At 47.0% G+C, this 23,136-nt stretch carries 19 protein-coding genes, 9 tRNA genes and 1 CRISPR repeat array; of the genes, 2 read left to right on the plus strand and 26 right to left on the minus strand.

Translation table 11 applies throughout. The features are described 5' to 3' along the window. Positions 1-101: 101 nt before the first annotated feature. From BN162_RS05785 to BN162_RS05795, 3 genes are all read right to left on the minus strand, one after another. A complete protein-coding gene (locus tag BN162_RS05785; protein WP_020224148.1) occupies positions 102-2,060 on the minus strand; it encodes an alpha/beta hydrolase family protein in 1,959 nt (652 codons plus the stop codon). A gap of 46 nt (positions 2,061-2,106) precedes the next feature. After that, entirely contained in the window at positions 2,107-3,045 is a 939-nt protein-coding gene (locus BN162_RS05790) for a carbohydrate kinase family protein (RefSeq protein WP_020224149.1), read from the minus strand. Positions 3,046-3,147: 102 nt separating this feature from the next. Next, positions 3,148-4,347 (minus strand): sensor domain-containing diguanylate cyclase, encoded by a 1,200-nt coding sequence (locus tag BN162_RS05795; RefSeq protein ID WP_020224150.1) that lies wholly within the window; start codon positions 4,345-4,347, stop codon positions 3,148-3,150. Between the two features lie 303 nt (positions 4,348-4,650). Here BN162_RS05795 and BN162_RS18565 point away from each other — a divergent pair, with 303 nt between their 5' ends. After that, positions 4,651-4,800, plus strand: a complete 150-nt coding sequence (locus BN162_RS18565; RefSeq protein ID WP_020224151.1) for a hypothetical protein — start codon at positions 4,651-4,653, stop codon at positions 4,798-4,800. A gap of 291 nt (positions 4,801-5,091) precedes the next feature. Then, positions 5,092-5,527: direct repeats of the CRISPR family, unit length 33 nt; unit sequence GTCGCATCGCTCATGCGGTGCGTGGATTGAAAT. Positions 5,528-5,536: 9 nt separating this feature from the next. On the opposite strand, the gene BN162_RS05800 is transcribed toward BN162_RS18565, so the two are convergent. Then, positions 5,537-6,376: a retropepsin-like aspartic protease gene (locus BN162_RS05800; protein WP_020224152.1), complete on the minus strand. Its 840-nt coding sequence runs from the start codon at positions 6,374-6,376 to the stop codon at positions 5,537-5,539. A 190-nt stretch (positions 6,377-6,566) separates the two neighbouring features. Here BN162_RS05800 and BN162_RS05805 point away from each other — a divergent pair, with 190 nt between their 5' ends. Continuing rightward, positions 6,567-7,445: a DUF362 domain-containing protein gene (locus tag BN162_RS05805; RefSeq protein ID WP_020224153.1), complete on the plus strand. Its 879-nt coding sequence runs from the start codon at positions 6,567-6,569 to the stop codon at positions 7,443-7,445. A 57-nt stretch (positions 7,446-7,502) separates the two neighbouring features. Here BN162_RS05805 and BN162_RS05810 read toward each other — a convergent pair whose 3' ends face one another. The 22 genes from BN162_RS05810 to BN162_RS05915 form a co-directional block, all read right to left on the minus strand. After that, entirely contained in the window at positions 7,503-8,420 is a 918-nt protein-coding gene (locus tag BN162_RS05810) for a polyamine aminopropyltransferase (RefSeq protein WP_020224154.1), read from the minus strand. Positions 8,421-8,833: 413 nt separating this feature from the next. Continuing rightward, a tRNA-Phe gene (locus BN162_RS05815) sits at positions 8,834-8,909 on the minus strand. 2 nt (positions 8,910-8,911) lie between these two features. Further along, positions 8,912-8,988, minus strand: a tRNA-Met gene (locus BN162_RS05820). Positions 8,989-9,010: 22 nt separating this feature from the next. Then, positions 9,011-9,101 (minus strand) — tRNA-Ser (locus tag BN162_RS05825). 9 nt (positions 9,102-9,110) lie between these two features. After that, positions 9,111-9,187, minus strand: a tRNA-Ile gene (locus BN162_RS05830). A 20-nt stretch (positions 9,188-9,207) separates the two neighbouring features. Continuing rightward, positions 9,208-9,284, minus strand: a tRNA-Met gene (locus BN162_RS05835). 14 nt (positions 9,285-9,298) lie between these two features. After that, positions 9,299-9,375, minus strand: a tRNA-Pro gene (locus BN162_RS05840). Between the two features lie 38 nt (positions 9,376-9,413). Then, positions 9,414-9,490 (minus strand) — tRNA-Arg (locus BN162_RS05845). A 99-nt stretch (positions 9,491-9,589) separates the two neighbouring features. Beyond that, positions 9,590-9,676 (minus strand) — tRNA-Leu (locus BN162_RS05850). A 7-nt stretch (positions 9,677-9,683) separates the two neighbouring features. Then, positions 9,684-9,757 (minus strand) — tRNA-Cys (locus BN162_RS05855). A gap of 149 nt (positions 9,758-9,906) precedes the next feature. Then, complete coding sequence (locus tag BN162_RS05860; RefSeq protein ID WP_040451165.1) at positions 9,907-10,989, minus strand: ABC transporter substrate-binding protein; 1,083 nt, start codon at positions 10,987-10,989, stop codon at positions 9,907-9,909. Further along, a complete protein-coding gene (locus BN162_RS05865) occupies positions 10,973-11,776 on the minus strand; it encodes an ABC transporter permease (RefSeq protein ID WP_040451167.1) in 804 nt (267 codons plus the stop codon). The genes BN162_RS05860 and BN162_RS05865 overlap by 17 nt, the downstream gene beginning before the upstream one ends. Further along, complete coding sequence (locus tag BN162_RS05870) at positions 11,773-12,561, minus strand: ABC transporter permease (RefSeq protein ID WP_020224155.1); 789 nt, start codon at positions 12,559-12,561, stop codon at positions 11,773-11,775. Before BN162_RS05870 ends, BN162_RS05865 begins: the two co-directional genes overlap by 4 nt. Before the next feature lie 6 nt (positions 12,562-12,567). Further along, a complete protein-coding gene (gene potA, locus BN162_RS05875) occupies positions 12,568-14,136 on the minus strand; it encodes a spermidine/putrescine ABC transporter ATP-binding protein (RefSeq protein ID WP_020224156.1) in 1,569 nt (522 codons plus the stop codon). Between the two features lie 24 nt (positions 14,137-14,160). Next, entirely contained in the window at positions 14,161-14,700 is a 540-nt protein-coding gene (locus BN162_RS05880; protein WP_020224157.1) for a helix-turn-helix domain-containing protein, read from the minus strand. Positions 14,701-15,273: 573 nt separating this feature from the next. Then, positions 15,274-15,585 carry a thioredoxin gene (gene trxA, locus BN162_RS05885; RefSeq protein ID WP_020224158.1) on the minus strand — a complete coding sequence of 104 codons (312 nt, stop codon included), beginning with the start codon at positions 15,583-15,585 and terminating at the stop codon, positions 15,274-15,276. A 223-nt stretch (positions 15,586-15,808) separates the two neighbouring features. Further along, the gene (nagB, locus tag BN162_RS05890) at positions 15,809-16,537 is read right to left on the minus strand and encodes a glucosamine-6-phosphate deaminase (protein WP_020224159.1); all 729 of its coding nucleotides are present in this window, start codon (positions 16,535-16,537) and stop codon (positions 15,809-15,811) included. Between the two features lie 84 nt (positions 16,538-16,621). Next, positions 16,622-17,464, minus strand: coding sequence for an aldose 1-epimerase family protein (locus BN162_RS05895; RefSeq protein WP_020224160.1), 843 nt, complete (start codon positions 17,462-17,464; stop codon positions 16,622-16,624). Further along, the gene (locus BN162_RS05900) at positions 17,451-18,257 is read right to left on the minus strand and encodes an HAD family hydrolase (protein WP_020224161.1); all 807 of its coding nucleotides are present in this window, start codon (positions 18,255-18,257) and stop codon (positions 17,451-17,453) included. The genes BN162_RS05895 and BN162_RS05900 overlap by 14 nt, the downstream gene beginning before the upstream one ends. Next, a complete protein-coding gene (gene nagA, locus BN162_RS05905) occupies positions 18,250-19,386 on the minus strand; it encodes an N-acetylglucosamine-6-phosphate deacetylase (RefSeq protein ID WP_020224162.1) in 1,137 nt (378 codons plus the stop codon). The genes BN162_RS05900 and nagA (BN162_RS05905) overlap by 8 nt, the downstream gene beginning before the upstream one ends. Positions 19,387-19,615: 229 nt before the next feature. Beyond that, on the minus strand, positions 19,616-20,752 hold the full coding sequence (gene nagA / locus BN162_RS05910) for an N-acetylglucosamine-6-phosphate deacetylase (protein WP_020224163.1): 1,137 nt from the start codon (positions 20,750-20,752) through the stop codon (positions 19,616-19,618). A gap of 344 nt (positions 20,753-21,096) precedes the next feature. Then, a complete protein-coding gene (locus BN162_RS05915; RefSeq protein WP_020224164.1) occupies positions 21,097-23,112 on the minus strand; it encodes a YgiQ family radical SAM protein in 2,016 nt (671 codons plus the stop codon). Positions 23,113-23,136: the final 24 nt, after the last annotated feature.

Consider the following 23,136-nt stretch of genomic DNA (forward strand, 5'->3'; position numbering starts at 1 on the left):
TGAAAACCATCGCTGCGCTCTTCCTGCTAGTCTTAGAGTTTAGAAGCGCTGCTGCGAAAGCTCCATGCCCAGGCAGAGCCGCGGCGAAAGGCCGGATTTGGCTATTCCTGACAATGCTTATTCATCCAATCCGTAATTTCACGCAGCCGCTTGAAGCGGTGCATTGGCTTGCCGCTGCGGGACAGTTCATGATTTTCCCCCTTGAACAGGCAGGCCCGGGTTTCAACATTCAGGATTTTCAACGCCGTAAACATTTCCATTGCCTGGGATACAGCGCAGGTATAATCCTCAAAGGAATGAATAAACAACGTTGGCGTTTCACAGAAATCCGCATATTTCAGCGGAGAATGATCCCACATTTTTTCCATCTGATCCCATGGCTTGCCGCCGTCATGCAGATCATCATCATAGCTGATGCCTGACGTTCCATAATCACTGATCCAATCCGAAATACTGCGCTGACTGGCCGCCGCCGCAAAGCGGTGGGTATGCGTGATGATCCAGTTGGTCATGTAGCCCCCATAGCTGCCTCCGGTCACGCCCAAGCGCAGCGGATCAATTTGACTATTTCGGGCCAGGATGTGATCGGTAAACTCCATGATATCTTCGTAATCTATCGTCCCATATTTTAACCGCAGATCGGCAAAGGCATCGCCATAACCATCGGATCCGCGATGATTGCAGAAAAATACATAATAGCCTGCACTGGCCCAGACCTGCATTTCATGGCTCAGCAGCTCACCATAGGTTGTCCGCGGGCCGCCATGGATATCCAGAATCGCCGGATACTTCCGATCCGGCTGCCAGCCAACCGGCTTAATCAGCCAGCCGTCAATCGACTGCCCTGCGGAATTGACAAATCCGGCATATTCGACGGGCTGAATTGCCTTGTCTTTCAAACAGACTTCGCTGATGTGGGTATGGCCGGTAATGTTTCCAGCGCCATCCGCAATGTAGATTTCCTGCAGCTGACCCGGTTCCATGGCACAGAACACTAAACCGTTTTCAATGAAGTCAAAACCGCTGACTGCACCGTTAAAAGCCACCGCTTTTTCCAGCTGATTTCCCCGCAGCACTATCAGCTCGGTATGATAGCCGACCGTGGTCGTAAAATACAAGGCACCGTCTTTCATTAAAAATGTTTTTCCTGATCCATAACGCACATCGCTGTTGACACAGCTGCCGACGGAATATTCATAATCCAGCACTTTGTCAATGCGGCCCTCCTTGAGGTTGCAGCGGTAGAAATCACAGCTTGTACCGTTGCCGTAAGCCGCCATATCGGTGGCCATGAACATCAAGACCTGATTCTCTGCAGCGATGGCGCCGATGCGCAGCTGTCCTTCGGAAACCAGCGTCTGCTTGCTTTGCGTATCGAGATCATAGCTTACTAGCTCCGAGGTTTTCGGCATGACATCGCGCCAGTTTTTGCCCGTATAGATCACGCGGTGTCCTTCCACGATGATCCGGCCGCAGTCATAACCCGGCGGCGTGATTCGCCGCTGCTCGCCAGTGCGCTTATTCCAAGCCAGACAGCCACAGCGGTCTGAATCAATAAAACCCGCGCCGTTGGCAACAAACGGTACTTCGTGCAGGATCACATAATCCTGGGCATCTTCCAGTTCTTCTTTGGAGGCTGTCTTGGGATCTAAGGCATGCAGATTCTCCTGAATTTTCAGAACAACCCAATCGCTGTCCGCGACCGGCAGCAGCTGCAGCACGGTATAGGGTATTTCGAAAGCTTTCTGCGCTTCCCCCTGGTTCAAGGACAGGCGATAGTAAACGGTTTTATGATCATACTTTTCCGGCTTATCCTGAAATTTGCGCTCCGCCGCAAACAATACCGTATCTTCATTTTCAAAACAGAAAGAAGATACCTGTCCATCCCCGATCAGCGTTTTCAGCTGGCCTGTCTGCGGATTCAGTTCCATTAAATTTGTGCGGTAGCCATTTTCTTCCTTATCCATCTGTGTCTGAAGACAAAGAATATGCTTTGCGGAAGCCGCCAAGCTGTGTACAAAGCGATAGTTTAATAAATCCTGAATTTCTACCTTTTCCATGTTATTTCCCACCTTTTATTTGAATTGGTTACAGGATACCGCACTTTTATGCTGACGGCAAGTCCTTTCCGTTTTTTTGCTTCCAGGTAGTCAATACGTCCTGAAATTCCGCCTCATCCAGCCGCGCGGATGGGCTGGAAACCACCTTGGCTGCCATGACATTGGCTAACGCTGCAGCTGCTTCCAATGGCCATCCCTGCTTTAAACCAGCCAGGATGGTACCGGCATGACAGTCTCCCGCGCCGATCGTATCCACAACGACCGTGCTTTGCCCTTGAATCTGACAAAAATCTCCGGAGGCTGAGCAGCAGGCTGCCCCTTCAGCTCCTTGGGTGATGATTACAGCATTTTTGAAACGTTCCCGCAAAACTGCCGCAGCACTGCGAATTTCTTGTTTCCCGCTGAGCCAGAAAGCTTCTGCCTCATTTAAATGCAGGATTGGATGACATTCAGCGATAGCCTGCCAGCGGCGATCATCCAAATGCATTAATCGGGCTCCAGGAGCAAAAAAGACCTGCGGGCCGGGATGCGTGTGGATCCAGTTCAGCATGGCTAAACCCGTAGGTTCCTCCAGTTCAATCCCGCAGACATAGATATAGTCCAGCTGCGCCGGATCGAGATCAGCCAACCATTGTTCATCAAAGCCATATTCAGCTCCATGGGTTGACAAGAATGTCCGTTCTCCGCTATCCTCGACCAGACACAGACAACAACCGTTATCCTGCCCTTTCACGCGAACAGCCGGATGCAGTCCTTCTTCATTTAAAAGCTTTTCCGTAATTTGTCCAAACAGGCCATCGCCGGTTGGCGAGCAATGCATAATCGGAAGTTGAAACAGGCGCAGCATCCGTGCCACATTATAAGCACAGCCACCCAGTGCCATCGTCATCGACCGCGTATTCAGATCTTCTTGAGTTACCGGCAGGTGGGGGACCCGAACAATCATATCAATGACCGTGGATCCGAGAATCAATGTTGTTTTCATTTCAGCGTTCCCCTTGTTTTCCATTTCATCAAGTTTATCATACCACGCTGACTTGAAAAACCAATGGCAACTTCAAGGATTTCAGATCTTGAACATTATCAATTAATAAAAGACACAACTGTTTTTTCCTTGGCGTTTAGCTTGATACATCGCGGCGTCGGCTTTTAGAAAGAGTTGTTTGTAGGTTGTTCCCTGCGTTGGAAAGAAGGCGCATCCGATACTGCAGGAAACGCCTTGCGATGAGGCCGACGGCTGACGTAAACATTGCAGCTGTTCACGGATCCGATCCAAACGAGCGCTAACTTGATCACAGGTTCCTGTCGTCTGCATCAGAATGACGAATTCATCCCCGCCGATCCGACCGACTAAATCTTCAGGGGCAAACAGTTTACGAATTTGCAGCGCTGTCTGACGCAGCATTTCATCGCCGCAGTCATGACCGTATGCATCATTAATCTGCTTGAAATTATCAATATCCATCACCGCCAGCGTCATGTGCTGTTCTGGCACAGCTGAACGCAGTGCCTCCTCGATCAGCTGCTGAATCATAAAGCGGTTATACAATCCCGTCAAACAATCTTGATGAGCAAGTCGGCGCAGCCATTGAATTTCCCGCTGCTGCTGATCATTGTCACTCAGCAATCCCAAAACTTTTGACGGCTGACCTTGATCATCCTTTTCCAGCACCAGCTCCAGGCGATACCATCGCATCCCTTTTTCACCACAATTCAAACGAATCTCCATCTCGGGAACTGATTTTCCCTGCTGCAGCTGTGTACGGATTTTGGCAATTTGAGCAGCGGAAGGTGAAAGTCTGTGCCATGAATGCGTTTCTTGTGAAGAGGAATGTAAATAATCAAGCCAATTTTCAGAGATATGAAGAGTATCCTGTTGAATATCCCATTCCAGCCAAAATTTCTGAGTTTGTTTCAGCAGATGTTCCAATCGTAACGACTCTTCGTTTTTATCAGTAGCCTGATCTGATTCTTTCAACAATGTCAAATGAACGAGCTGATCTAAGAGTACGTCAACTACAAGTACATATTTCAGCTTCACTTTCCCATGAAAAGCCCATCCTTGTTGAAGCATCAACTGAGCAGACAGCATCTGAATTTTTGGTTTCTCTGTCGCAATGATCAGTGGCTGTGTCCACAACCAACGTGCAGCTGCTTCCCTTCCAAACAGTTCTACTGTGTCGGTCATCAAAGCGATTTCTGGCCGCAGCCGGTGTGCAAACTCCGCTTGTCTTCCCCTCTTGATCAGATGCATTAAGTTCTCTAAAAAGCAATCGTATCCCTTCATCAAAATTCCACCTCTTATCAGATTTATTTTAGAGATTGATCTCAACGAAACTTGTCAGATGTTGTCTCATGCGTAACAGAGACCAAAGAATCATAGCATTTTCACTTTCGCAAAAAAATTCGCAGAATTTTCTGCAATTTCTCTGCTTTTCTTATAATCAAAATCTCTCGCTGCCCTCGTCAGGAATCTGTAATAAATTGTTAAGCTGCCGTTCATTTAACAAACTGATGAATATGTTATAGTAAGATCAAGAATAAAAGAGCGTTTCGCGCTTATGCTGAAAATAAAAGGAGGGAATCCCCAATGCAAAAAAATCTGACTACACTCTGCAAGTTAGCTGCCATTCTGATCGTGATCGCCTCTGTCTTCTATTTTTCTTCTGGAGCGCTGAACCAAACACCAAACTTAAATGTTTCCAATATGCCATTGTCACAAATCTTAATGCCTAATTGATTATAATTATGATGACCTTGGATATAATGAAAACATTTAGGTTTCTCTTGAACTAATTTAATTATAGAATACTACTTTATGAGGAATATTAGGGACGATTTTCCATCCTGATAATTCCTCTTTTTCTTTGTATTATGATTCTGGTGCGAACCTGAAGTGAACATAAAATCCCAGGGAGGTTCGCACCGGAATTATGTGAAATATGAGGAAATTGTTGCAAGTAAGTGGAGGATTCGATATTATAAAAGTAAGATAAGAATCATCTATACATCTTTAAGTTTCTTATCAACTGTCGCATCGCTCATGCGGTGCGTGGATTGAAATGCTGACGATCCAGAGAGCTTTGTGATCGATTCGCCGTCGCATCGCTCATGCGGTGCGTGGATTGAAATCTCTGAGTGTATCATCTTTTTCTATCACTTCTTGGTCGCATCGCTCATGCGGTGCGTGGATTGAAATGTCTAATGTCGCCCCATCGTAGGCGTACATAAAATGTCGCATCGCTCATGCGGTGCGTGGATTGAAATATTAATCTGATACAAAGTAGGATAACCAGTACCGTCGCATCGCTCATGCGGTGCGTGGATTGAAATTTGATCATGTCCTGTTCGGTGTTATTGCCTTTGGTCGCATCGCTCATGCGGTGCGTGGATTGAAATCATTAAATACAGCTCCACCTTCGTCGAGCGTAACCGTCGCATCGCTCATGAGGTGCGTGGATTGATAGAAAAACAACTTACATATATTCTCCTAGAATCAATCGTCGATTAGGATAGTCAAGTCGCCAGCTGCGCCTTGCTAAAAGATCCGCACCGCACAATCCTGCAACTTCCTGTTTCGTGACAGGATATAACACTCTATTCAATACCGGAATATGATAAAGTATTATCTCTGCCGCGCCGAATGTTAAGCGTAGAGAATCAAGCCGTTTTGCCGGAACTTCTGTCACGCCATCAACCCCCATCATCGTTTCCAAATCCATGGGCATTGTGTCTGGCAAACTCTGATAAAGCAAAGATCCGCCACTGGTATCCGTATTCCCGCTGTCAAAACCCCACAGCATAATCTGATCATTTGTTTGGACTCGCAGAACTGGCATATTATCCCAGCCCACAAACTCATGGATTTCACTTTTCTCGGGTATTGAAGGCCTGACCCTCAATTGTTTCTGAGTTTCATCCCATTGCCAACAGGCATGTTGAAGAACATCCCAACCTAATAATCCATCGATTTCCACAAATTTTCCTGGTTCCACCTGAAATCGGAAAGCTTCATCGGCTAATACCATCCAGGTCTGTTCCTGAACAGTTAAAGAACCAATTTGTACACTCTCCGCCATATACTTTTCAGCCTCTATCTTTCTCAGGCCACTTCCGCCACCGCTAACTTGTTCGTGCAATGAATGCAATCCAGCAGACTGCGCTATTGTTTTGCGTACCGCACTGCAAGAGGCACCTGTATCCAATAGCACGACTGCTGGACATCCTTGAATCAAGATCGAAATCGGGAAAACATTGGGTAAATCCACTTTCATCCGAGATAAGGGAAAATCAGCCTGATTCCAATTTAATTTCATAGTTCTGTTCCATCCTTTTTGTATCCAGTATAACAAAGATTTTCCATGTCAACGCCAAAGAAATAAAAGAAGAAGAAAATCATTCCGATTCAATAAAAAAGGATTGACTTGGAGTGAACTTCAAGCGTTACAATAAAATCATGAGGAAACAGACTTTTTCCTCTTTCCAAAGTAAAAGGAGGCATATCCAATGGAAAAATCTAAAGTTTATTTCACTAAGATCATCACACCGGAGAAAATGATTGAAATGGAAGAAATCCTGGGACGTGAACTGAAAGGAAAAGTTGCGGTTAAACTGCACAGCGGTGAAGTCGGCAATCAGAACTTCCTGCGCCCGGAATTTATGAAACCGATCATTGATAAGGTAAACGGCACCGTTGTTGAATGCAACACAGCTTACGAAGGACAGCGCAACACAACGGAAGCCCACTGGCATACAATGGAGAAACATGGCTGGTCTAAATTGTTTACAGTTGACATTCTTGATGAAGAAGGCGATTTGGAATTACCGATAGAGGGCGGACATGTCATTCAGAAGAACTATGTTGGCAATCATTTGAAAAATTATGATTCCATGCTGGTGCTCACTCATTTCAAAGGTCATCCGATGGGTGGCTACGGCGGAGCGTTAAAGAACATCTCAATTGGCCTGGCTTCCAGCTTTGGCAAAGCTTATATTCATGGAGCCGGTGTTCCGGAGAACATATGGACCGCAGATCATGATCAATTTCTGGAATCTATGGCAGATGCGGCTAAATCCATTTTGGATTATGAAAAAGAGAATATCGCATTCATTAACGTAATGTGCAACATGTCCGTTGACTGCGACTGCTGTGCAAAAGCAGAAGATCCGAAGGTCAGAGATATCGGTATTCTCTCTTCGCTCGATCCTGTTGCGCTTGATCAGGCCTGCATCGACCTTGTTTATCAATGTGAAGATCCAGGCAAGAAAGATCTGATTGAACGCATCGAATCCCGGCATGGAATTCATACAATTGAAGCTGCAGCCGCACTGGGTATCGGTTCCCGTGAATATGAGCTGATTGATGTCGATTGTTTAGCAAAGTAAAAAATCCAAAACCAACGAAGAGGAATCTACCCTCAATTAGGTAGAATTTCCTCTTTTTTATATTTCCTCATTTTCATTCATTATTTCATTCCAGCGCAGAACAGAATTTATGGATGTCTGCAACCAATAAAGAAATTGAGTTTTTGGCAGACGTGACTCTCGCAATTGCATCGCTTGGGCCAAAGGTGCCCCATCCGCTGCATTATGCCACAAATCCACAAAGATCGTATCTATTTCATCAGGCTTTAAGCGATCTACGACGGCAAAGGCATCCTCCTGAATAATCGTTAATTTCTCAGAATGATCCCATTGCGGCAGAATCCATTCCTTGAACCAGCTGATCACTGCCGCTTCTTTTTCGACAACGATAACTTGCTTCACATTCTCTTTTCGTGAAAGATGATACGCACAGTAGCCTAATCCCAAACCGCATACCAGAACTCTGCCCCAGGCTTTTACTAGCATAGGCCGCATAGTGTTGATTTCACTGGGAATCACACTCATCCATTCGACCCCCTTTTCATAGACACAGGGATAACGATATTCCGTATCGAAATAGCCCAGCTGCGGACATTCCGCACCTGTTTCATCGACATGATAATCATCATAAATCAAAATTTCAAAAGGATGATAGGACTCCCAGCGTACTGTCCAGTTGCCCTGCGAAATTTCTGGAAAATGAATATTCTGCAGATAGGCATCCGTTTTATATTCTTCCGCAGACAAATGTCGAAAACCGGGTTTGATATATTGTTCCGCAAGATAACGATGCTGCGGATTATCATCAATATCCAAGCCGGCTAAAATACAAAACAAAGTATAAACGGCATCGGTTTGTGAATTATTACAGCTTTGGCAGAGAGATTCAACCATTTCCGGCTGTATTGCACAGGAATTTTCCTGCAGATAATCCGCAACAAGCTGGGTCATCGCACTGTTCAGCCGCATTCTTTGCTTCATTCTTTCATTTGTCATAAAAGACCTCCCGTATCTTTCGCTCTGTATCCTACTTCTCTGACCAACAGGAGTACTCCCTGTTCTTAAGCATTAAAATAGGATTCATTAAAACATAATTTTACTCTTTAATGTATTTCTCAACATTTTGATCCCACGTTGTCAGGATCACAGGGGGCGCAGACCAAAGTCCCACCCTCACCTGATGAGCTTGACAGCTGCCGGGCAAGGTCCACCAAGTCATTTCATCCGCTTTGCCTGCTTGAAAACCGCTTGCTTACGATTCTCTTTAAACAGGGAAAAACCTGCGCCTGGATTCGAATCTCTGTCGGGCTGCAGCTGAATCCATCCTTCCCCCACCTCAGTCGCCGGTTAAACTTCTAAATCTCGTCTTATATACAAAAAAACCTGTCAATGACAGGATTTTTAGTAAGTGGTGGTTCCAGCCGGGATTGAACCGGCGACACATGGATTTTCAGTCCATTGCTCTACCAACTGAGCTACAGAACCATTGGTTGCGGGGGAAGGATTTGAACCAACGACCTCCGGGTTATGAGCCCGACGAGCTACCAGACTGCTCTACCCCGCGATAACTAAGCATAAATTTTCAATGGCGGAGGAACTGGGATTCGAACCCAGGCGCCGGTTTCCCGACCTACCGGTTTTCAAGACCGGACCCTTCAACCACTTGGGTATTCCTCCAGAATGACTTGGTGGACCCTGTAGGACTCGAACCTACGACCAGCCGGTTATGAGCCGGCAGCTCTGACCAACTGAGCTAAGGGTCCGAAGATCCTAATCAAGCAAATGGTAGCGAGGGTGGGACTCGAACCCACGACCTTCCGGGTATGAACCGAACGCTCTAGCCAACTAAGCTACCTCGCCAAAAATTTAAATCATGGTCGGGATGACAGGATTCGAACCTGCGACCCCTTGATCCCAAATCAAGTGCACTACCAAGCTGTGCTACATCCCGAAATATAAGTTCCCATCGGGAACTGTTTTTTAATAAAATGGCGCGCCCAGTAGGAATCGAACCCGCAACCTTTTGATCCGTAGTCAAACGCTCTATCCAGTTGAGCTATGGGCGCATATTTCGTTGTTCTTATCAACAACGCTTTGTTATTATAACAGAGTCAGTGTTGAATTGCAACAACTTTTTTCATTTTTTACAGCTTGATTTTTAGGATTGGTGGGGATGACGGGACTCGAACCCGTACGATGTTTCCATCACCGGATTTTAAGTCCGATGCGTCTACCGATTCCGCCACATCCCCAATAAATTGGAGGTACCTGCCAGATTTGAACTGGCGATCACAGAGTTGCAGTCTATTGCCTTACCACTTGGCTAAGGTACCATTACCATTTCGCTGTGCTTTATTATTATATATGAACTCCTATTAAAATGCAAGGCTAAAATGAAACGAATTTCTGCGGCTTTTCAAAACAAAAAAGGCGCTCATTTCCAGCGCCCTCTTGTCCATTTGTTGATAACTTGTTCAAACTTTTAACTATTTTTGACTTTAATCCAGAGATCCGCCAGGATCTTTTTCAAAACTTCATTATGCTTAAACACTTCATCTTTAGCATAACCGACGCGTGGCAGGTAAGCTGGATTTCCATCATATTCTCCTCCCGGCGCACTCATTTCTTCCAAAACATTTTTATTGCTGGAAGCATAGCCGACAGTACTGGAGTTATCATAGGAAGCATCATCCGTCAGGATGTAATTGATAAATTCGTTAGCCAGCTTCGGACATTTTGCATTGGCTGGAATGACCATGGCATCGCTCCACAGATTTGTGCCTTCTTCCGGCAGCCAGTAGGCCATATCCTCATTTTCCGAAAGGATATAGGCAGCATCGCCGCTATAAACGACCGCGATATCTTTTTCACCCGTAACCATGCCGTCGATAACTTCATCCGTCACATAGGATGGATCCACCTTCTTATCCATATCCAGAAGCCATTGGTAGGCCTCCTGAATCTCATCTTCATTTTCTGTATTCATCGAATAACCCAGCGCTTTAAACGCCATCATAAACGAATCCCGCTCTGAGTCATAAACGAAGACATGACCTTTATATTTCTCATTACGCAGAACATCAAACCCCTGCGATTCCACATCGGCCGGATCAACATTGTTTTTGTTATAGACAATGCCGACCATGCCCCAGAAATACGGCGCAGAATAGGTGTTATCCGGATCATAGGACAAGCCCTTAACCCCATCCGCTAAATTAGCCAGGTTGGGAATCATAGATTTATCCAACGGCTGAAGCATGTTCTCATCAATCATCCGTTCGATCATATAGTCTGATGGAACAAGAACATCGTACTGACTTCCGCCTAAAAGCTTTGTGTACATTTCCTCATTGGAAGCGAACATAGAATAGTTAATTTTTACATTGTACTGCTTTTCAAAATTGGACAAGACGTTTTCCCCGACGTATTCACCCCAGTTGTACACGTTTAACGTGCTGCAGCCATAGACTTCCTGCGGATCAACATCACTCTTGCCGCTGCCCCCGCAGCCGCTCAGCGAAACAACCATCAAGCCGCATAACCCCAGTTTAATCCAGTTTTTCATTTTTCTTTAATTTCCTTTCTTTTATCATTGGAATCACGTTGACCAGAATCAGAACGACGGTGATCATCACCACAATAATTGTGGACAGCGCGTTGATGCTCGGATTGATTCGCTTATACATCGAGTAGACATAAATCGAAATGTTGTTAATGCCCGGACCGGTAGTAAAGAAGGAGATCACGAAATCATCAAATGACATCGTAAAGGCGATCAGGGCGCCGGAAACAATGCCCGGCATGATCTCCGGCACAATGACCTTGGTTAAGGCCTGCCATGGGGTAGCGCCCAGATCCAATGCTGCTTCCGGCAGATTGGGATCCATTTGTCTGAGCTTGGGCATGATGCTGAGCATGACATAGGGGATACAGAAGGCAATATGCGCCAGCAGCAGCGTCATGAAGCCTGTTTTGATATTCAATGAAGTAAACAGAAGCATTAAGCCGATCGCCGTGACGATTTCCGGGTTCATCATCGGCAGATTGTTGATCTGCAGCGTCAGTTCTTTTACGATGCGGCGGGATTTGGATAAGCCGATGGCCGCGATCGTTCCCACAATCGTCGACACAACCGTAGCGATGACCGCGATCACCACGGTATAGTAGATGGATTCCATAATCGTGCGGTTGGCAAACATCTTTTCATACCACTGCAGAGAAAACCCAGTAAATTTGCTTAATGACTTGCTGTCATTGAAGGAAAAGACTACAACATACAGAATCGGCAGATAGAAGAAGGCCAGAACAAGCAGCAGATAGAATCGGGAGAACAGGGATTTCAGTTTTTTCATGCGCGGGTTTCCCCCTTATTCTCATAATCGACCTTCTTGGTAATGAACATGGAGATCATGATGATCACTGCCATAATCAGCGAGATCGCCGAACCAAAGTTCCAGTCTCCCGTAGAAATGAAATAGTTTTCGATCAGGTTGCCGACCAGAACGTAATCGCCGCCGCCTAAGAGCTTTGGAATGAAGAAACTGGAGACGGCTGGAAGGAAAACCAGTGTGATCCCGGAAATGACGCCGGGCATCGACAGCGGCAGCGTCACGCGCAGAAATGTCTGCACCTTGTTTGCGCCCAGATCCTCGGCCGCGGTTAACAGACTTTGATCCATTTTCGTCAGCGACGTATAAATCTGTAAAATCATGAAGGGTATAAAGTTATACACCATGCCGACAAACACTTTAAATTCACTGCTGACAGGAAAATTCAGCAGAATGCCGCGCCAAGCATAAGTTCTGACCAGCATGTTGATCCACATTGGCAAGGTGATTAACAGCACCATAATCGACTTGCGGTTTCCCTCCAGCTTGGCGATAAAATAGGCCGCAGGATACCCCAATAAAATACAGATCACGGTTGTGATCAGAGCGATTTTTAATGACCGCCATAAGACGTTGGGAAAGATGCTGTCGGAGAAAAAGCGGGCAAAGTTCTCGAGTGTGAACTGCAGCGTCAGTACGGAATTGCCCTGCTTGGTAAAGGCGTAAAGGATAATCAGAAGCATCGGCGCTAAAATCATAATTGCGATCCAGATCAGATACGGATACAGCATGCGCGCAAAGGATTTCATAGCGGCTTACACTCCCATCTTGGACATGACATGAATGTCTTCCGGTGCGAATTTGAGATCGACTTTCTTGCCTTCCTCCTGAAAATCCGTTGTATGGATCTTGAAGATGCGGCCTTTGGTCGCAAAGGTGATGTCAAAGTCACCTTCGGCAATTTCTTCTGGGTCAAAATCATATTTAACTTCGCTGATTTCAACGGGACTGTCGTCCTCCAAATCCCAGGCTTCGGCGCTGGCCCACATTTTTAAATCCGTGTTCAGCGCGACGCTCTCTTTAATTTCATCCGGTGTTTTATAAAAATCAAAGGCCGTGATGCCGATGTTATGCTTGTTGTCCTCAACATATTTCGGTTCAACAACACTGATCTTGATCGTAATCGACGTTCCTTTGGAAGTACCGAAGGTCGCAGGATAGGTACCTGGCTGCGGTTTGATATCATAATCCACTGTTGTCAGTGATACAAATTCATCTTCCTCATCCCATGCCTGGGCATTCGCGCGGGCAATGACGTCGGCATCGCTCATCTCCGCCACGTCTTCTAAATCCATCGTGAAGTCATTGGCGGAAATTTTTTCGTGCGCCTCCGGATTGGTCGTATCATGATTGGCCAGGACGTGCATTTTTACCGTTTTGGCGGTTCCGGATACAGTCTGGACCATAATTTCATAGTGAACGCCTTTAAACAACAGCGATTTAACCTCACCGTTAAGGATACCCTGACCGCGCGGCACGATATCAATGTCTTCCGGCCGGATCACAATATCGACGTTTTCATTTTTCTTAAAGCCGTAATCAACGCAGTCATAAATCTTATCATCAAACATGACGCGGTAATCATCCTTCATCACGCCGTCGATGATATTGGATTCGCCGATGAAGCGGGCAACATATTCATTTTCTGGTTCGTTATAAATTTCTTCCGGTGTTCCGATCTGTTGGATTTCGCCGTCCTTCATAACGACAATCTTATCCGACATCGTCAGCGCTTCTTCCTGGTCATGCGTAACAAAGATAAACGTAATGCCGACTTCCTTCTGGATCTTTTTGAGTTCATGCTGCATTTCTTTGCGCAGCTTGAGATCCAGCGCCCCTAAAGGTTCATCCAAAAGCAGAACTTCCGGTTCGTTGACCAAAGCGCGGGCGATCGCCACCCGCTGCTGCTGTCCGCCCGAAAGCAGGGTGACATTGCGCTTCTCAAAGCCTTCCAACCCGACCAATGAAAGCATACGCATCACTTTTTGCTCGATGACATCCTTGGATTGCTTCTTTATTTTCAAACCAAAGGCAATGTTCTCATAAACATTCATATGCGGAAACAGTGCATATTTTTGGAAAACCGTATTGATTTCCCGCTTGTACGGCGGCACTTGGCTGATATCCTGACCATCAAAAATAATCTTGCCTTCGGTCGGTTCCAAAAATCCGCCCAAAATTCGCAGCAGCGTCGTCTTGCCGCAGCCTGACGGACCTAACAGCGTGACGAATTCATTTTCATAAATGTCCAGGTTGACGCCTTTCAATACGATCTGACCATCGAACTCCTTTACGATATTCTTAAACTGAATTAGTTTTTTCATCCGTAATTCCCCTTTCCTGTTGACTTAAAAGATTGGCGGCGTGCAGATCCACAGCACGCGGGCAGGTTGTGCCGAATCATTTTTCAGGCAATGACTGAACGATCCCTTGACGTAAAATGTCTGCCCTTTTTTGACGATATACGCTTTCCCCGTATCCAGATTGACCAGCTTGATCCGCCCGGACAGCACATAGCCGAATTCCTCCCCTTCATGGACAGCGACTTCGTGCGATTGTCCCTGTGTTGGCAACTCCAGCAGAATCGGCTCCATTTCGTTTTTCTGCGCGTTGGGCACGATCCAGTGAATTGTGCATTCCTCACGCTCGTCAACGAAGTAGTCATCGTCAGTAAAGACCAGTTTTTCCTCCGTTTCCTCCTGGAAAAACTTCGCCAATGTCGTTCCCAGAGCTTCCACGATATCCTGCAGTGTGGCAATCGATGGAGAAGTCAGATTCCGTTCCAGCTGCGAAAGAAAGCCCTTGGTCAATTCGCAGCGGCTGGCCAGTTCCTCCAGCGTCAGATTGTTTTTTGTCCGCAGCTGTTTGATCCGATATCCGATATCCATCCAACCCCTCCTTTTTCGCTTCCAAGTTTAGCATCACTAAACTTTGCGGAAGCATTTAATAAACACAGATATTATTATACATATGCGAATGTAAAATTCAATAGTTTTAAACAAAAAGATTACTGTTATTAAACTTTTTTATGTCCGATGCCGCTTTCCGCAGACACTGCATTGACGGCAAATGGAAAATTTCGATTTATTCCTGGCGATCTGTTCTTGTCGTCCGGTTTTTTCCAAACCGAAATTTCTTTTTAAGGCAACAAACATGCATTGAGTTAGAAGATCATCTATTCGCAGGCCTTGATCCTCAGCCTGATCTTTTTTACCTGTGCGCCGCAGGCGGAAAATCTGGAGTCCTGCTTTTGAGCAAGGGTTGAATCTGAGCTGTCTACAGCTTTCCCTTAATCCCACGGCTTCATCCCTTTCCCTTAAAATCAGTCAAAACAAAAAAAGCCGGATACAACAGTACCCGGCCGCATAGCGCATAATTTTTTTGATAAAAGTAAGCATGTTTATCTCTGACGCGCATGAATTCAAGCCGTCAGGATTCGTTTTGTCAATTTACTTTTACTCTTACAGCAAACCGTCGATCATGTTTTCCAGCATGTTCTTGGGCTGGAAGCCAACGCTCTGCTTCACCGCTTTGCCCTCTTTAAATGCGATCAGCGTCGGAATCGACATGACGCCGTAACGTTGTGCCAGATCCTGTGACTGATCAACATTCACCTTCACAATATCCAGCTTGCCTTCATACTTCGCGGCCACTTCTTCCAGAACCGGCGCCAGCATTTTGCAGGGTCCGCACCAATCCGCAAAGAAGTCCACGAGCACCAATCCGCCCTTCGCTGTAATTTCATCAAATTCCTGTGTATTTACAATTTTCATCAACGTATTCCTCCTGTTCAGTAATCTAAGTATATCACAGTTTTTTCCTTTGCATACTGAAATGCTCAGCAAATAAACCAGGCCGAAAAATCAATTGTACTGAGAAGCAAACACGTTTAAACAGGAATAAAACGCCGTCGATTTCTATTCACACAAAACAACTCAGCCAAAACAAAACAGCCCGCAGGCTGTTTTGAAATAAGCTTATTTTTAACTGAACGGCTTACAGCTTGCTTGCCGCGCCGCGGTCAACGATGACGGTGACATCCGGATGGTTCTGCAGAACGCTCGCCGGGCAGTCTTCCGTCACTGGGCCTTTGATCATGGCATACACTGCGTCAGCCTTGTTTTTGCCATTGGCAACCAACAGGATCTTCTTGGCTTTCATGATCGTTGCGATGCCCATCGTAATCGCTTCCGTTGGAACTTCTTCTCCTAACGGATCGAAGAAACGAGCGTTGTCCTGACGTGTCTTTTCCTTCAATACGACGGTATGCGTCAGCGTATCAAAGGAAGTTCCCGGCTCATTGAAACCGATATGTCCGTTAGCGCCGATGCCTAACAGCTGGATATCGACCTCAAAGTTCTTCATCGCTTCTTCATACTTTTCGCATTCAGCCTGAATGTCAGCGCTGTCGCCAACTGGAACGTGTACATTCTCTTCCGGAATGTCCAGGCCGTTAAACAGGTTCTCATGCATGAACGTCCAGTATGTCTGGCTGTGATCCCGCTTCAGGCCGATGTATTCATCCAGGTTGAAGGTGACGACATTCTGATAAGACGTTCCGTTTTCCTGATGATCCTTGATCATATTCTGGTACAGACCGATCGGACTGGAGCCTGTCGCCAGACCCAGAACCGGATTGGACTTGGATGTGATGACCTCTTTCATGACTTCAAAAGCTTTTTCGCTCAGTTCGTCATAGTTTTCGGTCACAATAATTTTGAACATTTGAATTCCTCCCTTTTTCATCTATAACAATAGCACGAAAGCGTGGTAAACTCAACGCTCAGCGCACTTGTTAACGAATTAAAATTACCCGATTTCAATCGTGTATGAAGTCGTAAAGCTGCCGTTTTCCTTTAATTGAATCGTGCCTTCGCGCTCCTCAAACGGAACCCGTACTTCTTCAAAATCGCCATGCCCGTGCCACGGTTCAATGCACAGATACGGAGCGTTCTGCTTCGTCCAGAAAGCCACCCAGCGATAGCCCGCAATGCTGACCTTAACACTGTTCTTGCCATTGGTCAAGGTGACGTACGGGGAACGCAGATGTTCAAACAAAAGTGTCGGAATATTCTTGAAAGTTGCATAATCCAGCGCAATTTCACGTTCTTCATTCAGGCACAGCGAGGCGTCGCCATGCGTTGTCGTCTGAGTTTCCGGGCAGGCAAAAACAAGCTTGTAATCCTCAAAACGTTCATCCGCACGCATCGGACAGTTGAAGGCCGGATGCAGACCAAATGAGAATGGCATCATCCGCGGCGAATGATTCTCAATCTGATAGGTGATCGTCAGCTGTTTTCCCGTCAGTTGATAGGTTACCGTCAGCTTGAACGCAAACGGATACTGCGCAAGGGTTTCCGCATTGTCACTTAAGGACAGCACGATCGTGTCGTCGCTGACACTTTCCACTGTGAATTCACTGTGGCGAGCAAACCCATGGTTTCCCATTTTATACGTTTTTCCATCAATTTGATAGTCCTTAGTCCAGGTACTGCCGACCATCGGAAACAAGATCGGATTGCGGCCAGCCCAAAACTGCGGATCGCCCTGCCACATGTGTTCAATGTTCTTTTCCTTGTCGTAAAAACTGGTGATTTCGGCTGCCTGTGTCTTAACTTCAACAACGGCCAGTTCATTTTCAATTCTCGGCATGATTTTCCTCCTCAATCAGTCCAAAATGCAGACAGGTCTTATAAATTCCATCGCGGTCAACATCGTCAGCCACATAGTCCGCCGCCTGCTTGGCTTCATCGCAGCCGTTGCCCATCGCCACGCCTAATCCGGCTCGGCGAATCATTTCCACATCGTTATAGCCATCGCCAAACGCCACCGTCTGCGCTGCGTCAAAGCCCCAGTGAGCTGCCAGCTCCAGCATTCCGCTGGCCTTGTTGGCATCAGCAGCCGTGACTTCGTTGGCAAAATGCATGACCATCAGATGCGAATGTTCCAACAGTGCGCGGATCGCTTCAACATGTACGGCATCCTTGGTATAAAAGATAATATTGACTAAGGGCTGGTGTTTCCACAGCGTCTGACCGGGACGCATCTTATACAGAAAATAAAACAGATCGCTGATTTCCTGCTTGTAATGCTGATCATGACTGTTCTCGCCGTGAACACCGCTGTAGCGAATGACCAATTCATTGCGCCGACAGTAATCGATCACCCGTTCAGCATCGCCTTCATCGATGATTTTGGCGGCGATGATCTGCCCATGGTCGATGATCACGCCGCCTTGGGCGCAGACGATGCCGTCCAGCATATCCCGCAGCTTCTGCGGCAGGTTGACCAGTTCCTCCACCGCCCGGCTGGTGCATAACGCAATCTGACTGCCATTTTCCTTCAGCTTTTCCAAAGCCGTGTAGGCAGAGGCTGGAACATCGTGAAGCGTGTGGGAGAATAGCGTGTGATCAATGTCGAAAAAGACGGCACGGGCTTTACTCATGCAGCATGGCCTCGCCCAGCACCCATGTTTGGGCTACGCTGTAATCTTCATTTAAGACGCATAAATCAGCGTCATAACCGGTTTCGATCAGGCCTTTGCCGACAAAGCCCATTCGCCGTGCGGGATTGATTGTCGCCGCATTGATCGCCGTGGCCAGCGGCAGCTTCATCATTTCAATCAGGTTGCCGACTAAGATGTTCATCCGGTTAGAGCTGCCCGCCAGCTTGCCGTTAGGCAGCCGTCCGCAGCCATCTTCACCGACCGTCACATCTCGGCCCTTCATGTGATAGAAGCCTGGCTTTAAACCTTTGATCGATACGGAATCCGTGACGCAGATCAGTCTGTCCTTGCCTTTGGCCTGGCCCAGCACACGCGCTACGGCTGGATGAACATGCACTCCATCCGCGATCAATTCCGCATAGATATCCTCGAAATACATGGCGGCCCCGGCAGTTCCCGGCTCCCGATGATGCAGTCCCAGCATTCCGTTAAACGTATGCGTAAAGCTGTCCGCCCCATCCTCAATCGCAGCGGCACATTCATCAAATTTAGCCCCGGTATGTCCCATGGCCACTTTCACGCCCTGCGAAACACAGTAGCGGATCAGCGCATGATCATCATCTTTTTCCGGTGCGATGCAGATCATCTTGATTTTGCCATCCGCAGCTTTCTGATAACGCTGGAATTGTTCAACATTCGGTTTCTGAATTAAATAGGGATTGTGCGCCCCTTTGAATTCATGGGAGATCTGCGGACCTTCGACATGAATGCCCAGAATTTTAGAACCGCGGTGATTCTCGTCGATGATCTGACTGATCAGCGCATAGGATTCCAACAAGTTGCTTTCCGGCGCGGTTGAGGTGGTCGCTAAAAAGCTGGTGACGCCATCCTTCGGCAGATATTCAATCCAGTCGATCAGTCCTTCGCGGGTCGCATAATTGCAGTCCAGACCATTGTAGCCATGGCAGTGAATATCAATCAAGCCCGGCAGAATCCGCTTATCGCCGTAATCCACGTCGGCTTTTTGAGCGTTGTAAGTTTCGATCGCTGTGATTTTTCCGTTGTCAAAAACAAGCTGTGCCGGCACGAATTGTTCGTTCAGCCAGACACGTGTACTTTGAATTCTCATCCTTATTCCCTCTTTTCCTTGGGTCTCTCATTCCTGTTTGAATCATGTTGGAGATACAGCTTTCCGCGATCAGCCTGCGGGCTCTTTCACTAGTTCCTTGCGAAAACAGCGTTTAATCTTATACCACGCCGGAAAAGCTGTTCATGTTTGGTCTTTTTTACAGAGAGGGTCGCTTTTTCTCTTGCCTTAAACATCCAACTACAAAGAAAAACCTGAAAAGTTCAGGTTTTTACAGCATTTCTTTTCCGAGGCAGTATGTCTGAACGACATCGTAATCCCGATTCAGAACAACCAGATCGGCATCATAGCCAGCCATGATCTTGCCCTTGCGGTCGTCCATCTTCAACAGCCGAGCCGGATTCAGGGAAACCATATTGACTGCCCAGTCAAACGGCAGCAATGCCTTTTCTACCAGATTCTGCAGACCGCGGTTGAACTTCAAAGTGCCGCCGGCCAGCGTGTCGGTGCCATGCAGATAAGCGGAGCCGTTTTCACGGATATCAATCTGATTGCCGCCCAGTTCATAATAGCCTGGTTCGCAGCCTTTCGCACACAGTGCATCGTCAATCATGACCGCATAATCGCGGCCTTTAGCCGTAACATAAGCATTCACCGCTGCCCAGTTGACATGGTTGCCGTCACAGATAATTTCACCGTACGTATCGCGGCAGCGCATGGCAGCGCCGACCAGATTCGGGGTCCGGTGATGCAGACCGTTCATGCCATTGAAGACGTGCGTCATCGAATTGGCACCGTTGGCAATCCCCATCAGCGCATCTTCATAGGTCGCACCGGAGTGACCGATGGAAACACAGACGCCATGGCTGGAAGCGTAGCGGGTCAAAGCCCAGTCCGGATCCATTTCCGTCGCCAGCGTCATAACTTTAATCATGCCCTTCGCGGCTTCCTGATATTTCTTGAACTGTTCTACATCCGGAGTCACGATAAACTGTTCCGGCTGCGCGCCTTTATTTTTTGCGTTTAAATACGGACCTTCAAAATGAATGCCGAGGATCTCCGCACCTTCATAGCCTTCGTCAACGACTTCCGTCACATTGATCAAAGCTTTCGTCAGAACTTCTTCACTCTGCGTTACCGTTGTCGGCAGAAAGCCGGTAATGCCTTCCTGGGTCAGTCCTTTAGCCCAGTTGCGCAGTCCTTCATGATTGGCATCGTTGGTATCAAAACCCAAACCGCCGTGGCAATGGATATCAATCATGCCCGGCAGGATTCGATCTTCGCCGTAATCCTTATCGACCGGCTTGGTTCCGTATGGGTAAATTCCTGTGATCTTCGCGTCTTCGATCTCCAGCTGCGCTTCAATGAACGTACTGGAAACCCAAACTTGCTTACTTTGAATAATCATCTTTTAGTCCTCCCTTGATGTTCTTATTATATCCCCTTTGAAAATTGAATTCAACAATTCCACCCTTCAAAGATGGCTTTTTTATTCATAGATCGATTAATATTTTGTGATAATAATTTCATCATTGAAGGCGAACTCAACGAACCTTGCCAAACAAGATCGAAATGGGGATAAAATGGGCATAAAAGACATCTCCGTCTCAGTAAACCGCTTCTTGACGATTAGCCTTAAGCTTCATATTTTGAACGAACACGAGGCTGCATCAAGTAAAAAAACGCCGCAATTCACAGTGTTTCCTTGACAGCGTTTTTTTAACTAACCTTTATTTTTTCTAAGCGTACAGATCAGCCCCTGCGTTTCGGCTTAAAACGAGAGGTTGAAGAGGATGACGATCCGTCTGAAACGGACCGCTGATCACGCGGATTCTGTTTTTTCTCCGCCCTGCCGACCGCGGCTTTTTTCTTTGTCGGATCCGCTTCTGCCTTTCGGCCTTCGGTTTGATTTTTTCTCGGCTTCTGATTTTTCCTAGTTGATCCGTTACCCTGCGCATAGGATCGGCTTTTTTCATTTTTTCCCCATGGCACAGGCGGAATCAGACAATGACGGCCATAACCGATCAAATCCGTTCGGCCGGCCTGAGTCAGCGCCTCCTGCACAAGCTTGTAATTGTGCGGCGCATTGAACTGCATTAAGGCCCGCTGCAGCTGCTTTTCATGAGGATCGCGGGCAACATAGACCGGTTTCATCGTCATCGGATCCAGCCCCGTCCAATACATCGTCGTCGAGATTGTAGCCGGCGTCGGATAGAAATCCTGAACTTGTTCAGGAACATGATTGATCGACTTCAGATAACAGGCCAGTTCGATCGCATCATCCAAATCACAGCCAGGATGCGAACTCATCAGATAAGGGACCAGGAACTGATTTTTTCCATATTCCTGATTGAGTACCAGATATTTTTCCCGGAATTTCTCATATAAGGTATGATTGCATTTCCCCATCGTATCTAAAACCTTGTCGCTGACATGCTCCGGCGCCACTTTCAGCTGTCCGGAGATGTGATACTGCACCAATTCCCTAAAAAAAGTGTCATCTTTATCATACATCAAATAATCGTAGCGGACTCCGGAACGGACAAACACTTTTTTTACCCCCGGCAGCACCCGCAGTTCACGCAGAATGCTCAGATAATCCTGATGCGTTACCTCCAGGTTTCGGCATGGCTTGGGATGCAGGCATTCCTTTGTGGGACAGGTTCCCCGGCGCAGCTGATCTTTGCAGGAAGGGTGATAAAAATTCGCAGTCGGACCGCCGACATCATGAATATAGCCTTTGAAATCAGGATCCTGCGTAATTTTGATCGCTTCTTCTACAATCGATTGTTTGCTTCGCGACGAGATTACCCGGCCCTGATGATTGGTCAGCGCGCAGAAGGCGCAGCTGCCGAAACAGCCGCGGTTGGAAATGATCGAAAAGCGGACTTCATCAATCGCCGGAATGTGATGATACATCGGATGAAAGGTGCGTTGATACGGAAGAGAATAAGTAAAATCCATCTGTTCCTGAGTCAAGGGGAGAGCTGGAGTATTCGCAACGACATACCAGCCGGAATACGGTTCGACCAGAATCGAAGCCTTGATCGCATCAATGTTGAGATGCTGAAGGCGGAAGCTTTCAGCATATTTCCGTTTATCCTGAGCCACTTCCTCAAAGGACGGCAGCCTTTTGTATTCAAACAAATGATCGATGGATTTGCATTTATAGACAGATCCCTTAATCCAGATAATATCCTGAATGGCCAGTCCGCCGTCCAGCGCCTCAGCCAGCTCAATAATTGAATTTTCACCCATGCCGTACAACAAAAGGTCGGCTCCGGAATCCAGCAGGATCGATCGGCGAACCTTGTCATCCCAATAATCGTAATGGGCCAAACGCCGCAGTGAAGCTTCAATCCCGCCCAGAATGACCGGCGTATGCGGGTAAAGCTGTTTGATTTTCTGAGCATAGACAATTGTGGCCCGATCCGGACGCTTGCCCATTTCTCCATTGTCCGTGTAATTATCCTTATCCCGGCGGCGCCTGGAAACGGAATAATGATTCACCATGGAATCGATGTTGCCGGAAGACACCAAAAATCCCAGCCGCGGTTCACCAAATTCCATAAACGGTTCATTCCGGGTCCAGTCCGGCTGCGCAATCATGCAGACCTTGTAGCCATAGGCTTCCAGCATGCGGGTAATAATCGCCGGACCGAAGGAAGGATGATCTACATAGGCATCACCGCTGACATATACAAAATCGGGCTGTGTCCAGCCGCGCTGTTCCATTTCTTTATGGGTTACAGGTAAAAAATCATTCATCTTCTTCCTCCTTGGCCGCTTATT

It is taken from the genome of Holdemania massiliensis AP2 (assembly GCF_000327285.1).
GTDB classification, from domain to species: Bacteria; Bacillota_I; Bacilli_A; order Erysipelotrichales; family Erysipelotrichaceae; genus Holdemania; species Holdemania massiliensis.

Coding starts and splice junctions, on each gene's coding strand:
- BN162_RS05870 (WP_020224155.1), bottom strand. CDS start 12,561: ATGAAATCCTTTGCGCGCATGCTGTATCCGTATCTGATCTGGATCGCA.
- BN162_RS05865 (WP_040451167.1), bottom strand. CDS start 11,776: ATGAAAAAACTGAAATCCCTGTTCTCCCGATTCTATCTGCTGCTTGTT.
- BN162_RS05790 (WP_020224149.1), bottom strand. CDS start 3,045: ATGAAAACAACATTGATTCTCGGATCCACGGTCATTGATATGATTGTT.
- BN162_RS05915 (WP_020224164.1), bottom strand. CDS start 23,112: ATGAATGATTTTTTACCTGTAACCCATAAAGAAATGGAACAGCGCGGC.
- potA (WP_020224156.1), bottom strand. CDS start 14,136: ATGAAAAAACTAATTCAGTTTAAGAATATCGTAAAGGAGTTCGATGGT.
- nagA (WP_020224162.1), bottom strand. CDS start 19,386: ATGAGAATTCAAAGTACACGTGTCTGGCTGAACGAACAATTCGTGCCG.
- BN162_RS05900 (WP_020224161.1), bottom strand. CDS start 18,257: ATGAGTAAAGCCCGTGCCGTCTTTTTCGACATTGATCACACGCTATTC.
- BN162_RS05860 (WP_040451165.1), bottom strand. CDS start 10,989: ATGAAAAACTGGATTAAACTGGGGTTATGCGGCTTGATGGTTGTTTCG.
- BN162_RS05880 (WP_020224157.1), bottom strand. CDS start 14,700: ATGGATATCGGATATCGGATCAAACAGCTGCGGACAAAAAACAATCTG.
- BN162_RS05805 (WP_020224153.1), top strand. CDS start 6,567: ATGGAAAAATCTAAAGTTTATTTCACTAAGATCATCACACCGGAGAAA.
- BN162_RS05895 (WP_020224160.1), bottom strand. CDS start 17,464: ATGCCGAGAATTGAAAATGAACTGGCCGTTGTTGAAGTTAAGACACAG.
- nagB (WP_020224159.1), bottom strand. CDS start 16,537: ATGTTCAAAATTATTGTGACCGAAAACTATGACGAACTGAGCGAAAAA.
- BN162_RS05785 (WP_020224148.1), bottom strand. CDS start 2,060: ATGGAAAAGGTAGAAATTCAGGATTTATTAAACTATCGCTTTGTACAC.
- BN162_RS18565 (WP_020224151.1), top strand. CDS start 4,651: ATGCAAAAAAATCTGACTACACTCTGCAAGTTAGCTGCCATTCTGATC.
- trxA (WP_020224158.1), bottom strand. CDS start 15,585: ATGAAAATTGTAAATACACAGGAATTTGATGAAATTACAGCGAAGGGC.
- BN162_RS05810 (WP_020224154.1), bottom strand. CDS start 8,420: ATGACAAATGAAAGAATGAAGCAAAGAATGCGGCTGAACAGTGCGATG.
- nagA (WP_020224163.1), bottom strand. CDS start 20,752: ATGATTATTCAAAGTAAGCAAGTTTGGGTTTCCAGTACGTTCATTGAA.
- BN162_RS05795 (WP_020224150.1), bottom strand. CDS start 4,347: ATGAAGGGATACGATTGCTTTTTAGAGAACTTAATGCATCTGATCAAG.
- BN162_RS05800 (WP_020224152.1), bottom strand. CDS start 6,376: ATGAAATTAAATTGGAATCAGGCTGATTTTCCCTTATCTCGGATGAAA.